General features: G+C 71.5%; 11 protein-coding genes. 5 read left to right on the forward strand and 6 right to left on the reverse strand.

Annotation, left to right across the window (positions count from 1 at the left end; genetic code table 11):
- Positions 1-9 precede the first annotated feature (9 nt).
- A complete protein-coding gene (locus tag ACZ6TD_RS19735; RefSeq protein ID WP_471355776.1) occupies positions 10-1,020 on the forward strand; it encodes an FAD-dependent oxidoreductase in 1,011 nt (336 codons plus the stop codon).
- Positions 1,021-1,027: 7 nt separating this feature from the next.
- On the opposite strand, the gene ACZ6TD_RS19740 is transcribed toward ACZ6TD_RS19735, so the two are convergent.
- The 3 genes from ACZ6TD_RS19740 to ACZ6TD_RS19750 all read right to left on the reverse strand — a co-directional run bounded on the left by ACZ6TD_RS19740 (position 1,028) and on the right by ACZ6TD_RS19750 (position 4,912).
- Complete coding sequence (locus tag ACZ6TD_RS19740; RefSeq protein WP_471355778.1) at positions 1,028-3,124, reverse strand: PTS fructose transporter subunit IIABC; 2,097 nt, start codon at positions 3,122-3,124, stop codon at positions 1,028-1,030.
- 85 nt (positions 3,125-3,209) lie between these two features.
- Positions 3,210-4,154: a 1-phosphofructokinase gene (pfkB, locus tag ACZ6TD_RS19745; RefSeq protein WP_471355780.1), complete on the reverse strand. Its 945-nt coding sequence runs from the start codon at positions 4,152-4,154 to the stop codon at positions 3,210-3,212.
- Positions 4,151-4,912, reverse strand: coding sequence for a DeoR/GlpR family DNA-binding transcription regulator (locus tag ACZ6TD_RS19750; protein WP_137979202.1), 762 nt, complete (start codon positions 4,910-4,912; stop codon positions 4,151-4,153). Before ACZ6TD_RS19750 ends, pfkB begins: the two co-directional genes overlap by 4 nt.
- Before the next feature lie 365 nt (positions 4,913-5,277).
- Here ACZ6TD_RS19750 and ACZ6TD_RS19755 point away from each other — a divergent pair, with 365 nt between their 5' ends.
- Positions 5,278-6,015, forward strand: coding sequence for an SDR family NAD(P)-dependent oxidoreductase (locus tag ACZ6TD_RS19755; RefSeq protein ID WP_471355782.1), 738 nt, complete (start codon positions 5,278-5,280; stop codon positions 6,013-6,015).
- A gap of 127 nt (positions 6,016-6,142) precedes the next feature.
- On the opposite strand, the gene ACZ6TD_RS19760 is transcribed toward ACZ6TD_RS19755, so the two are convergent.
- Positions 6,143-7,147: a sigma-70 family RNA polymerase sigma factor gene (locus ACZ6TD_RS19760; RefSeq protein ID WP_210951328.1), complete on the reverse strand. Its 1,005-nt coding sequence runs from the start codon at positions 7,145-7,147 to the stop codon at positions 6,143-6,145.
- Positions 7,148-7,520: 373 nt separating this feature from the next.
- Between ACZ6TD_RS19760 and ACZ6TD_RS19765 the strand changes: the two genes are divergently transcribed.
- Positions 7,521-7,946 carry a hypothetical protein gene (locus tag ACZ6TD_RS19765; RefSeq protein ID WP_471355784.1) on the forward strand — a complete coding sequence of 142 codons (426 nt, stop codon included), beginning with the start codon at positions 7,521-7,523 and terminating at the stop codon, positions 7,944-7,946.
- 114 nt (positions 7,947-8,060) lie between these two features.
- Complete coding sequence (locus ACZ6TD_RS19770; protein WP_471355786.1) at positions 8,061-9,182, forward strand: questin oxidase family protein; 1,122 nt, start codon at positions 8,061-8,063, stop codon at positions 9,180-9,182.
- A 61-nt stretch (positions 9,183-9,243) separates the two neighbouring features.
- On the opposite strand, the gene ACZ6TD_RS19775 is transcribed toward ACZ6TD_RS19770, so the two are convergent.
- The gene (locus tag ACZ6TD_RS19775; RefSeq protein WP_471355788.1) at positions 9,244-10,026 is read right to left on the reverse strand and encodes a dioxygenase family protein; all 783 of its coding nucleotides are present in this window, start codon (positions 10,024-10,026) and stop codon (positions 9,244-9,246) included.
- A 127-nt stretch (positions 10,027-10,153) separates the two neighbouring features.
- On the opposite strand from ACZ6TD_RS19775, the gene ACZ6TD_RS19780 reads away from it, so the two are divergent.
- The gene (locus tag ACZ6TD_RS19780) at positions 10,154-10,654 is read left to right on the forward strand and encodes a MarR family winged helix-turn-helix transcriptional regulator (RefSeq protein WP_471355790.1); all 501 of its coding nucleotides are present in this window, start codon (positions 10,154-10,156) and stop codon (positions 10,652-10,654) included.
- A gap of 126 nt (positions 10,655-10,780) precedes the next feature.
- Here the strand turns inward: ACZ6TD_RS19780 and ACZ6TD_RS19785 are convergent, their stop codons facing one another.
- Positions 10,781-12,289, reverse strand: coding sequence for an MFS transporter (locus ACZ6TD_RS19785; RefSeq protein ID WP_471355792.1), 1,509 nt, complete (start codon positions 12,287-12,289; stop codon positions 10,781-10,783).
- Between the last annotated feature and the right edge of the window lie 82 nt (positions 12,290-12,371).

Raw genomic sequence — 12,371 nt, forward strand, 5'->3', positions numbered from 1 at the left:
GGGCTTCGGATGGATACGGATCTGCTGATCGTCGGCGGTGGCCCGGCGGGTTGCGCCGCCGCCGTGATGGCGGCGAGCGTGGGGATGCGCTCGGTGCTGATCGAGTCGGGCGACGCCCTGTGCGGGGCGCTGCGGCGCATCCCGGTGGTGCGCAATGTCCTCACCGTCACCAACGGCCCGGATCTGGCGGCGGCGATCGAGGCCGACCTGGCGCGCTGTGACCTGTGCCGGGTGGAGCTGGGCCGCCGTGCCACGTTGATCGATGCCTTCGACGACCGCGTCGAGGTCACGGTCGAGCCTGTGGAGTCCGTGGAGCCTGTGGAAACCGTGGAGGCTGCGGGGTCCGATCGGGCTCCTGGCTCGCGGCTGACCGCTCCCTATGTGGTCGTCGCCACGGGGGTCGGGCCGTTGGGACCCGGGGGCGCGGGATGGCTCGGGGGCGTGGCGGGCCGGGCGCTGCCGCAGCTGTGGGAGGCGGATCCGGCGGCGATCGACGACCGGACGGTGCTGGTCCTGGGGGCGGACCGGCCCCTGGGGACCGTGGCGCGGGCCCATCCGGCGCTCAAGGCCCGCCTTGTGGTGGTGTATCCGCCCGAGGACGCCTACAAGACCGAGGAGATCCGGCGGGACCCCCGGGTGGAGTTGGTGCCCGTGCGGCGGCTGGAGTTGGGGCCTGGGCCCGCGTCGGCACCGGTCACCGCCGAGGTCGAGACGGTGGAGGGCGAGCGGCGGGTCCTCACGGCCGATCTCGCCTTCCTCAACCTGGGCAGCGCCCCGGCGCCCCCGGCCGGGGACGTGGCCACCGACCGGTCCGGATACTGCCCTCCCGCGAGCCAGCATCCCCGGGTCTTCACCGCCGGTGATCTGCGGTCGGTCCGCTTCCAGCGGATCGTGACCGCCATGGGCTCGGGTGGCGAGGCCGCGCTCGGCGCCTATTACGCCTCGCGCGGTCTGCCCACGGAGACCGGCGGCCCGCCCACGGACGTGGGCAGGCCGCCGGGCCCGACAGGGGGTGGCTGAGATGCGGTCAGACCGCCACCGCCACCTTCGACTCGTCCTCGGTGGTGCCGCCCGCGGTGCCGCCGCCCGCCTGGCCGGTGGCCTCCGGCTCCGCCGTCTTCCGCAGCCCCTTGAGGAAGACCACAAGACCGGTCGAGACCACCGTGCCCGCCACGATGGCCAGCAGGTAGAGGAACGGCTGGCCGATCAGCGGGACCACGAAGATGCCGCCGTGCGGGGCGCGCAGCGTGCAGTCGAACGCCATCGACAGCGCGCCGGTGACGGCACCGCCCACCATCGAGGAGGGGATCACCCGCAGCGGATCCGCCGCGGCGAACGGAATGGCACCTTCACTGATGAAGGAGGCACCCAGCACCCAGGCGGCCTTGCCGTTCTCCCGCTCGGTCTTGGTGAACAGCCGTCCGCGCACGGTGGTGGCGAGGGCCATCGCCAGCGGCGGGACCATACCGGCGGCCATCACCGCGGCCATGATCTTGAGGCTTCCGGTGGAGGGGTCCGACACCGCGATACCGCCGGTCGCGAAGGCGTAGGCCACCTTGTTCACCGGGCCACCCAGGTCGAAGCACATCATCAGGCCGAGGAGGACGCCGAGACCGATGGCGTTGGCGCCGGAGAGGCCGTTGAGCCAGTCGGTCATCGCCGACTGTGCGGAGGCGATGGGCTTGCCGATCACCACGAACATCAGGACACCGACGATCGCGGAGGAGACCAGCGGGATCACCACCACCGGCATGATGCCGCGCAGCGACGCCGGGACCTTGAACCGCTGGATGGCCATGACGACCGCGCCCGCGATCAGACCCGCGACCAGACCGCCGAGGAATCCGGCCTTGATGGTGGTCGCGATGTAGCCGCCCACGAAGCCGGGGACCAGACCGGGCCGGTCGGCCATGCCGTAGGCGATATAGCCCGCCAGGACCGGCACCAGGAAGGTGAACGCCGCACTGCCGATCTGGAAGAGCAGCGCCGCCCAGCTGCTGGTCTCGGTCCAGACGAAGTGATCCGCCACGGACTTGGCGCTCGCGATCTCGTAGCCGCCGATCGCGAAGGCGAGCGCGATCAGCAGACCGCCCGCGGCGACGAACGGGACCATGTAACTGACGCCCGTCATCAGCCACTTGCGCAGCCGGGTGCCGAAGCCGTCACCGGCGGCACCGTCCGCGTCCATCGGCGCGGAGCCCTCCGCCGCGCCGTCGGCCGGTGCGGCGATCTCACCCCGCGCGGCCTTCCCGCGCGCCTCGGCGATGAGCTCGGCGGGGCGGTTGATGGCCGCCTTCACCCCGACGTCCACCGTCGGCTTGCCCGCGAAGCGGGCCTTCTCCCGCACCTCCACATCGTGCGCGAAGACCACCGCGTCGGCGGCGGCGATGGTGGCGGCGGGAAGCTTGTCGAATCCGGCCGAGCCCTGGGTCTCGACCACCAGCTCGACCCCGGCCTCGCGAGCGGCGTTCTCCAGCGACTCGGCGGCCATATAGGTGTGGGCGATACCGGTGGGACAGGACGTGACGGCCACGATCCGGAAGGGGGCCACCGGCTCCGACACGGTCTGGGAGGCAGCGGAGGCCGCGGCCGAGCCGGAGGCGGCAGGCTCAGCCGGAGCCGGCTCCACAGCGGCGGGCCCAGCCGTAGCGGACTCAGCCGCGGCAGGCTCAGCAGCAGCGGTCTCATCGCCGCGGATCAGGGCGGCCACCCGTTCGGGCTGATCGGCCGAGCGCAGCGCAGCGGTGAAGTCGGCGTTCATCAGCTGCCGCGCCAGGCTCGACAGGATCGTCAGATGGTCGCTGTCCGCGCCCGCCGGGGCGGCGATCAGGAAGACCAGATCGGCCGGCCCGTCCGCCGCGCCGAAGTCGATCCGGGCCGCGCTGCGCCCGAAGGCCAGGGTCGGCTCGGTGACATGGGCGCTGCGGCAGTGGGGTATGCCGATGCCGCCGTCCAGGCCGGTCGGCATCTGCTCCTCGCGCGCCGCCACATCGGCGAGAAAGCCGTCGAGGTCGGTGACCCGTCCGGCCTCGACCATGCGTTCGGCGAGCGACCGGGCGGCGGCTTCCTTGGTGTCGGCGGACAGGTCAAGGTCGACCAGATCCGCGGTGATCAGCTCACTCATCTCGCGGCTCCCTTGTGTGCGGTGCCGCCCTGGGGGAGGCGGGCGGACGGAGTGGGGATTGGGGGGTGGGAGTGGGGTCGGCCGGTCACGCGGGCTCCTTGAGCACACGGTCCAGCGGGATGTCCGACGTGGTGACCACGGCGGACGGGTCAAGGTCGGCCGGGGTCGGCATGGCACTGCCCGGCAGCTGCACCGCGGCCGCTCCATGGGCCACGGCCGAGGCGAGTGCGGCGGGCCCGGAGCCGCCCGCCGCGAGGAATCCGGCGAGCGAGGCGTCGCCCGCGCCGACGTTGCTGCGCACGGTGGTGACCCGTGCGGTGCCGAAGTACGCGCCGGTCTCGTCGACCAGCAGTTGGCCGTCGGCACCCAGGCTGGCGAGTACGGCACGGGCCCCCAGCCCGCGCAGTTCCTCGGCTGCCTTGACCGCCTCGCCCACGGTGACCAGCGGACGGCCCACGGCCTGGGCCAGCTCCTCGGCGTTGGGCTTCACCACATCGGGGCGCTCGCGCAGGGCGGCGGTCAGCGAGGGGCCGGAGGTGTCGAGGGCGATCCGGGCGCCCGCCCGGTGGGCCCGTGCCACCAGCTCGGCGTACCACTCAGGGGCGAGCCCCCGGGGCAGGCTGCCGCAGCAGGCGATCCAGTCGGCGCTCTCGACCCTCGTGCGGACGGCCTCCAGCACCGCCTCGGCCTCGGCGTCGCTCAGTTCGGGCCCGCTCGCGTTGAGCTTGGTGAGGGTGCCGTCCGGTTCGGCCACGGAGATGTTGACCCGCGTCGAGCCCGCCACGGGCACGCCCGCCGCCTCGATGCCCAGCTCCTCCAGCAGCCGGGCGAGCAGCGCGCCCTCCGGTCCGCCGAGCGGCAGCACGGCCACCGTGCGCTGCCCCGCGGCGGCCACGGCGCGCGAGACATTGACGCCCTTCCCGCCGGGGTCGACCCGGTCGGCCGTGGCCCGCAGCACGGCGCCGCGCTCCAGCGCGGGGATCTCGTACGTACGGTCCAGGCTGGGGTTGGGGGTGACGGTAAGAATCATGCGCGTGCCACTTCCGTGCCCTGGCGCTCGATGGCCAGGGCGTCCTGCGGGCTGAGCCCGGTGTCCGTGATGAGCAGATCGACATCGTCCAGGCCGCCGAACCGGGCGAAGTGCTCCCGGCCGAACTTGGCGGAGTCCGCGAGCAGCACCACCCGCCGGGCCGCCGCGATCATGGCGCTCTTGACCGCGCCCTCCGCGAGATCGGGCGTGGTGAGCCCGCCGTCCAAGGAGAAGCCGTTGGTGGCGAGGAAGACCACATCGGCCTTGATCTCGCCGTAGCCACGCAGCGCCCACGCGTCCACGGCGGCCCGGGTGCGGTGGCGGACCCGCCCGCCGACGAGGTGCAGCGCGATACCGGGGTGGTCGGCGAGGCGGGCGGCGACCGGCAGGGCGTGGGTGACGACGGTGAGCTTGGCCTCCAGCGGGAGGGCGGCGGCGAACCGGGCCGCCGTGGAGCCCGCGTCGATGATCACGCTGCCGTCGGACGGCAGCTCGGCGATGGCGGCCCGCGCGATGCGGTCCTTCTCATCGGCGGCGGTGGACTCGCGCTCGGCGAGATCGGGCTCGAAGTCCAGCCGTCCGGCCGGGATGGCGCCCCCGTGCACACGGCGGACGAGCCCCGCCCGGTCGAGGGCGCGCAGATCACGCCGTACGGTCTCGGCGGTGACCTGGAACTCCTCGGCGAGGGACAGGACATCCACCCGCCCGCTCTCGCGGGCGAGCCGGAGAATCTCCTGCTGACGCTCCGGTGCGTACATGTGGGTTTACGTCCCTTCCATGCCCGAACCTGTGATTTCGCGGCCAGATTACGTGGACGATGCAGGAAAGTAAACAGACTCGGGCACGAAACAAACTCGACCGGGCATGTTTCGTGGGTCGCGACCGCTCAGCGCCCCCCGGCCGCCTCACGCCCTGGCCGCCCCGCCCCTGGCCGACCCGCCCCTGGCCGCTGGCCCTGACCGCTGCCTCTGACCGCCGCCTCCCGCCCATCGCCGCAGCGCACCGTCCGAATCCCGCCGGACTTCCGCGGCCCGCCCGGCCAGGATCGAGTCATGTCCTCAGGGACCACCACATAGCGGAATCTTCATCGCATAACAGAAATACAAGGAATAGAGGAGAAGTCATGACACTCGACGGCAAGGCGGCCCTGGTCACCGGCGGCAGCCGGGGCATCGGCGAGGCCGTGGCGATCCGGCTCGCCGAGGAGGGCGCCGATGTCGCCCTGACCTACCACAGCCAGGCCGAACGCGCGGCGGACGTCGTCGACCGGATCAAGATGCTCGGCCGCCGCGGCCTGGCCGTGCAGACGGACGGTGCCGACGCGCGGGCGGTGCGGGCCGCCGTGGAGGGGACCGCCGCCGAGTTCGGCCGCCTGGACATCCTGGTCAACAACGCGGGCGTCGGCGTCCTCGGCCCCATCGCCGAGCTGTCGCTGGACGATGTGGACCGGGTCTTCGCCGTGAATGTCCGGGCGCCGTTCCTCCTGGCGCAGGCGGCCACCGCGCATATGGCCGACGGCGGGCGGATCATCAACATCGGCAGCTGTATGGCCGAGCGGGTCGCCTTCCCCGGCGGCAGCCTCTACGCGACCAGCAAGACCGCGCTCACCGGCCTCACCAAGGCCCTGGCCCGTGAGCTCGGCCCGCGCGGGATCACGGCCAACCTGATCCACCCCGGCCCCGTGGACACCGATATGAACCCGGCCGACGGTGAGAACGCCGCATTCCAGAGCGGCTTCACCGCGCTCGGCCGCTACGGCCGCACCACGGAGATCGCGGCGACCGTGGCCCATCTCGCGGGCGACAGCGGCCGCTACATCACCGGGGCGTCGATCGCCGTGGACGGCGGCTTCGCCGTCTGACCAGTCGCTCCCTCGATCCCCGGAACCCCACAGACAGAAGCGAGCCCCGACGCCGGGGGGGGAGGCGCCGGGGCTCGGTCCAGGGGTTGGAGGGGATCTGGTGGCTGGGGTCTGCTGGCCTGAGAACTCAAGCCGCTGCGTCGAAACCGGTCTGGCGGGCCATCTTCTTCAGCTCAAGCAATGCGTGCTTCTCGATCTGGCGGATCCGCTCACGCGTGAGGCCATGCTGCTTGCCGACCTCGGTCAGGGTGCGCTCCCGGCCGTCGTCGATGCCGTACCGCGCCTTGATGATGGAGGCGGTGCGGTCGTCGAGGCGGCCGATCAGGTCCTCCAGCTCCTCGCTGCGCAGCAGCGTCATCACCGACTGCTCGGGCGAGACGGCCGAGGTGTCCTCCAGCAGATCGCCGAACTGGGTCTCCCCTTCGTCGTCGACCGACATGTTCAGACTGACCGGGTCGCGGGCCCAGTCGAGCACATCCGAGACCCGCTCCATCGTGGAGCCGAGCTCCTCGGCGATCTCGGCGTGCTCCGGCTCGCGGCCGTGCTCACGGTTGAACTCCCGCTGCACCCGGCGGATCCGGCCGAGTTCCTCGACCAGATGGACGGGCAGCCGGATCGTACGGGACTGATCCGCGATCGAGCGCGTGATGGCCTGACGGATCCACCATGTGGCATAGGTCGAGAACTTGAAGCCCTTCGTGTAGTCGAACTTCTCCACCGCGCGCACCAGGCCCGCGTTGCCCTCCTGGATCAGGTCGAGCAATGGCAGCCCACTGCGCGGATAGCGGCGCGCCACAGCCACGACGAGGCGCAGATTGGAGCGGATGAAGATGTCCTTGGCGCGGGCACCTTCGGCGGCTATCGCCTCCAGCTCCTCGCGGCTCGCACCTGCGGCAGGGGTGTCCTCAACCTCCCCGTCCAGGATCTGCTGGGCGTACACCCCCGCTTCGATGGACTGGGAAAGCTCGACCTCCTTCGCCGCGTCCAGCAGCGGGGTGCGGGCGATCTCGTCGAGATACATGCCGACCAGGTCGCGATCGGCGATCTCCCCGCCTGAGGCGCGAACACTGTTGGCCCCATCAGCGCCACCACCGGCGGCGGACTGATTACGGGCGACGGCACGGGTTGCCATGCGTGCTCCCTTACAGATGGATCGGGCGCGGACTATGGACGGACTCTCCGGTGTCGGGTGCCCCGTCCGAAGGAAACAACGACTGGAATCAGGACAGAATTCCCATCAGGACCCCACGTTTTTACGATCATGCAGTACCCTGTCCACCCACACGCGGGTCAGCGCACTGCCGAGACACCGGGAAGCGCAGGTCAGACCCCGTATGCGGCTACCTCCCACGGTCCTCCCGCCCTTCTCCCATCTGTCAAGACGAATCTCGCGGGCTGCCGGTTGCCCGTACGCCGCATCGCGCCGGGTTGCCCGGCCCTCCGCCTGGGTGTGCGCTGGAAAGTGACAGGCCAGGGCGGGGACGCGGCGACGAGGAGGTTCCGCCATGCATGCCCCCACAGCCCCCACTGCCCCCGTGAGCCACCACCGCCATCCGCGGCTCCCGCTCCCGCCGCACCCCTCCGCATCCTGGGGCGTCCCGGCCGTTCTGGCGGTGCTCTACGGCGGCTGGGTGATGTTCGTGACCCACAACCAGGGCTCCACCATCCCCACGGCCGCCATCTTCGGCGTGGTGTCGGCGGCGGTCGTCGGGGCGCTCGCTTACGCCCTCGGCAGGATGACGCCGGGCCTGATGCCGGAGATCCGGGCCGTGCTCTACGGGACGGTACTCGGCTGTGCGATCGGCTTTCTGCACTCCGTGAGCGGAGGCTCGGTGTACCGGTCCGCGGGGATCGGGCTCGGGGCGGGGCTGGTGATGGTGGGCATATCGTTCTACGTCTTCCATGTACGGGCGGAACACCCCCGGGAGTAACCGTCAGCCTTCAAGGACCGGCCCTCGGGCCCGGCCGGGCTTAGGTCGTTGGTCCCCGCACGCTTCCGTCCCCGGTCCGTTCCGGGGCCGGCCCGCCCTCCCTAGCGTGAGGTCATGACGGACGACACGAGGGGAACCCTCGACGAAGCCCTCGAGCGGCTGCACGCCTCCGGCCCCGAGCGTCACGGATGGCTGAGCAATCACGCGCCGATGGCCGTGGAGGCGCTGGTGCGCCACGGCCAGGGGCGCACCGTGCACCGCTGGCTGGACCGCTATCGCGACAAGCTGGAGGAAATGCCGCGCTCGTACGCCGCGATCACCGAGCGGAACTGGCGCGAGGCGCTCGGCGATCCACGCCGTCTCGCCGACTGGCCCGCCTACTTCGACCGGGAACTCGCCGACCGCCCCTGGCAGGACGTGCTCGCCGTGTGGTGGCCGCGGCTGCTGCCGGGCATCGCCGGCGGCGCGACGCATCCGGTGATCCGGGTCGGCCACGCCGTACGGACCCTCCTGGACGAGCCGGGCACCACGAGTGCTCCCCGCACCGCCGAGCTGGCCCACGCCCTCGGCTACTGGGCCGCCCGCCACGCCCCGCTGCCGCCGCTCCACCGGCAGCCGGGCCCCGCCTCCGGCTCGGCGGCCGACGCGCTGGCCGCCGTGGAGCCGATCGCCGACCGGAGCGGTGGCATACGGGAGCGGCTGGCCCGGCTCACCGCCTTCCCCACCTGGCCGCCCACCGCCCCGCAGTCCGCTCAGCCGTCCGCCCCGCAGCCCAGCCGGACGACCGGCCCCGGCCCCGGCAACCCAGCCGACCAGTCCGAGGAGGCGCGCCGACGGCTGACCGAGCTCGTACGGGCCGCGACGCACCGCTACGCCACCCACGGCCACGGCGAACCGATCATGCTGGTCCACGCCGCGACCGCGCCCAACGCCGTCCTGCGCACCCTGCCCGCGCTGCCGCGCGAGCTGTGGGCACCGAGCCTGGACGCGGCATGGGCGGCGAGCGCCGCGGTCACGGCGGTGTACGCGCCGCGGGAGCCGCTCCCGGCCGACCGGCTGCCGTCCGTGGACGGGGACGGCGTCACCCCCGAGGAGGTCTTCGCCCGCGCCGCCGCGCACGGCGATGAGCACGCCATCAAGCTGACCGACACCGCCCTCGATGTCGCCCGGGGCACGGACCCGACGGCCCTGGCCGCCGCACTGCACGCCTGCGCGATGATCGACCCGGTGCTCTGACAAGAGCCCCAGCCGGGCCGTACCCGCTCGGCCACACCCACTGAGCCGCCCCCGCTCCTCCTCACCCGAACTGCAACGACCGCTTCGCCAGCCCCATCCAGAACCCGTCGATCACGCTCCGCTGGCTGCGCAGCTCCGCCTCCGCCGCGCCCAGCGTGACGAACAGCGGCGCGAAGTGTTCGGTGCGCGGATGGGCGAGCCCCGCCGCCGGGGCCGTGTGCTCGAAGTCCAGCAGCGCGTCGATGTCCTGCGCGTCCAGAGCTCGCTGCCCCCAGTCGTCGAACTCGGCCGACCAACTGGGCGGCATCGGGCCCGTCTGCCGTAGCGCGGCCAGGTTGTGGGTGAAGAAGCCGCTGCCGACGATCAGGACGCCCTCGTCCCGCAGCGGCGCCAGCTTCCGGCCGATCTCCATCAGCTTCCGCGGGTCGAGGGTCGGCATCGAGACCTGCAGAACCGGGATGTCGGCCTCCGGATACATCTCGACCAAGGGCACATACGCCCCGTGGTCCAGCCCCCGGTCGGGGATGTCCTGCACCGGAGTACCCGCCGTGCGCAGCGTCTTGCGGATCCGCTCGGCGAGCTCGGGGGCGCCCGGCGCGGCGTACCGCACCTGGTAATAGTGCTCAGGGAAGCCCCAGAAGTCATAGACCAGAGGCACCTGTTGGGTGGCGCCGATCGCCAGGGGCGCCTCCTCCCAGTGAGCGGAGATCATGAGAATGGCGTTGGGCCGGGGCAGGCCGGCGGCCCAGGCGGCGAGCTGTCCGGGCCAGACCGGATCGTCGGCGAGCGGCGGAGCACCATGGCTGAGGTAGAGCGCGGGCATGCGCCCGTCGAGCGCGGACATGAGGACTCCTCGTCAGTCGACAGAGCTCGCCACAATGCTTGAAGTCTCAAGCATGTACCTATCACTGTAGCGCACAGTTATTTAAGCTTCAAAGAGAATTCCCTAGAATGGACGCGTGGACGACGCCATGAAAACCCCCTCAGACGCCGACGAGCCGCGTTGGCTGACCGAAGACGAACAGCGCAGCTGGCAGGCGTATGTCCAGGCGAGCATGCTCCTGGAGGACCACCTCGACCGCCAGTTGCAGCGTGACGCGGGCATGCCCCACGTCTACTACGGCCTGCTGGTGAAGCTCTCCTGGGCCCCTCGCCACCGGATGCGGATGACCGAACTGGCCGAGGCCGCCAAGATCACCCGCTCCCGGCTGTCCCACGCCATCGCGCGCATGGAGAAGGACGGCTGGGTCCGGCGCGAGGACTGCCCCGACGACAAGCGCGGACAGAACGCGGTCCTGACCGACAAGGGGCTCAAGGTGCTGCAGGAGACCGCCCCCGGCCATGTCACCGCCGTACGGACGGCCGTCTTCGACCGGCTCACCCCCGAGCAGGTCCAGCAGTTCGGCGCCGTGTGCCGGATCATCGCGGACGGCCTCCAGCCGGCGGGCGCCGACCTGCCCTGGCTGCGCTGACACCACGCCCTGAAAGCCCTGAAACGACGCACGAAGGCCCCGCTCCTCTTCGAGTACTGGAGGAGGAGCGGGGCCTTCGCCTCGATACGGACCCCCGACGGACAAGCCGCCGGACGTCTCAGCGCATCAGTGCGCCATCACCGGAACAGCGTCCTCCGCCGCGCCGTCACCGGAGCCCGCGACCGCGCCGCCACCCTCCGGCTGCCCGGCGTTGACGAACGTGATGGCGATGACCGCGGCCAGCACCAGGATGCCGACCGCCCACCAGATGGCGGAGCTGTAGCCGTGCACCATCGACTGGAGCTGGAGCACCGTGCGGGAAGGGGCCCCCGCCGCATGCGACTTCGCGTACTCGGTGGTGGCGCTCGCCGCGATCGTGTTCAGCAGCGCGGTGCCGATGGCGCCGCCGACCTGCTGCGAGGTGTTGACCATCGCCGAGGCGACACCCGCGTCACGCGGCTCGACACCATGCGTGGCCAGGCTCATCGCCGGCATGAAGGCGGTACCCATACCGAGGCCGAGCAGCAGGAACCCGGGCAGGATCAGCGCCGGGTACGAGGTGTCCAGGTCGATCTGGGTCAGCAGCAGCATGCCGACCGAGGCGACCAGGAAGCCCGGCCCCATCAGCAGCCGAGCCGGGACACGGGTCATCAGCCGGGCGCCGATCTGCGTCGAGCCGGTGATCATGCCCGCGACCATCGGCAGGAAGGCGAAGCCGGTCCTGACCGGGCTGTACCCCTTCACGACCTGCATGTAGTAGGTGAGGAAGAGGAACAGGCCGAACATGCCGATGATGGCGAGGGCCAGCGAGGCGTAGACACCGCCGCGGTTGCGGTCGGCGACCACGCGCAGCGGCAGCAGCGGCGCCTTCACCCGCGACTCGACGACCACGAAGGCGAGCAGCAGCACGGCCGCGGCGACGAACAGACCGATGGTCGGGGCCGCGGACCAGCCGTCGGACTCGGCGCGGGTGAAGCCGTAGACCAGCGAGACCAGACCGGTGGTGGCCAGGACCACACCGGGGATGTCCAGCCGGGACGAGTTGTGGCTCTCCACCGGCTCGCGGATCACGGCGACCGCGCCGACCGCGGCGATGATGGCGAACGGGATGTTCACGAAGAAGGTCCAGCGCCAGTCCATGTACTCGGTGAGCACGCCACCGAGGATCAGACCGACGGCACCGCCACCACCGGCGATGGCACCGAAGACACCGAACGCCTTGGCGCGCTCCTTGGGGTCGGTGAACATCACCGCGAGCAGCGAGAGCGCGGAGGGGGCGAGCAGCGCGCCGAACACACCCTGGAGGGCACGCGCGCCCAGCAGCATGCCGGTGTTCAGCGCGGCACCGCCGACGGCCGAGGCGGCGGCGAAGCCGATCAGACCGACGATGAAGGTCTGCTTGCGTCCCCACAGGTCGGCGATCCGGCCGCCGAACAGCAGCAGTCCACCGAAGGCCAGGGCGTAGGCGGTGATGACCCACTGCCGGTTGCCGTCGGAGATGCCGAGGTCGGTCTGGGCGCTGGGCAGCGCGATGTTCACGATGGTCGCGTCGAGCACGACCATCAGCTGGGCGAGGGCGATGAATATCAGCGCTTTCCAGCGCCGGGGATCCACGAATTGAGCCGTTTCAGGCATGGATGGGCCTACCTAGCGGTGCGGAGAGGATAAATAGGACGTAAGGGGCCGGTCGAGGTCAGACCGGCACAGGCCGTTGGAC

The organism is Streptomyces yongxingensis, from assembly GCF_055597465.1.

Coding starts and splice junctions, on each gene's coding strand:
- ACZ6TD_RS19775 (WP_471355788.1), bottom strand. CDS start 10,026: ATGTCCGCGCTCGACGGGCGCATGCCCGCGCTCTACCTCAGCCATGGT.
- pfkB (WP_471355780.1), bottom strand. CDS start 4,154: ATGATTCTTACCGTCACCCCCAACCCCAGCCTGGACCGTACGTACGAG.
- ACZ6TD_RS19785 (WP_471355792.1), bottom strand. CDS start 12,289: ATGCCTGAAACGGCTCAATTCGTGGATCCCCGGCGCTGGAAAGCGCTG.
- ACZ6TD_RS19770 (WP_471355786.1), top strand. CDS start 8,061: ATGACGGACGACACGAGGGGAACCCTCGACGAAGCCCTCGAGCGGCTG.
- ACZ6TD_RS19740 (WP_471355778.1), bottom strand. CDS start 3,124: ATGAGTGAGCTGATCACCGCGGATCTGGTCGACCTTGACCTGTCCGCC.
- ACZ6TD_RS19760 (WP_210951328.1), bottom strand. CDS start 7,147: ATGGCAACCCGTGCCGTCGCCCGTAATCAGTCCGCCGCCGGTGGTGGC.
- ACZ6TD_RS19755 (WP_471355782.1), top strand. CDS start 5,278: ATGACACTCGACGGCAAGGCGGCCCTGGTCACCGGCGGCAGCCGGGGC.
- ACZ6TD_RS19735 (WP_471355776.1), top strand. CDS start 10: ATGGATACGGATCTGCTGATCGTCGGCGGTGGCCCGGCGGGTTGCGCC.
- ACZ6TD_RS19750 (WP_137979202.1), bottom strand. CDS start 4,912: ATGTACGCACCGGAGCGTCAGCAGGAGATTCTCCGGCTCGCCCGCGAG.
- ACZ6TD_RS19780 (WP_471355790.1), top strand. CDS start 10,154: ATGAAAACCCCCTCAGACGCCGACGAGCCGCGTTGGCTGACCGAAGAC.
- ACZ6TD_RS19765 (WP_471355784.1), top strand. CDS start 7,521: ATGCATGCCCCCACAGCCCCCACTGCCCCCGTGAGCCACCACCGCCAT.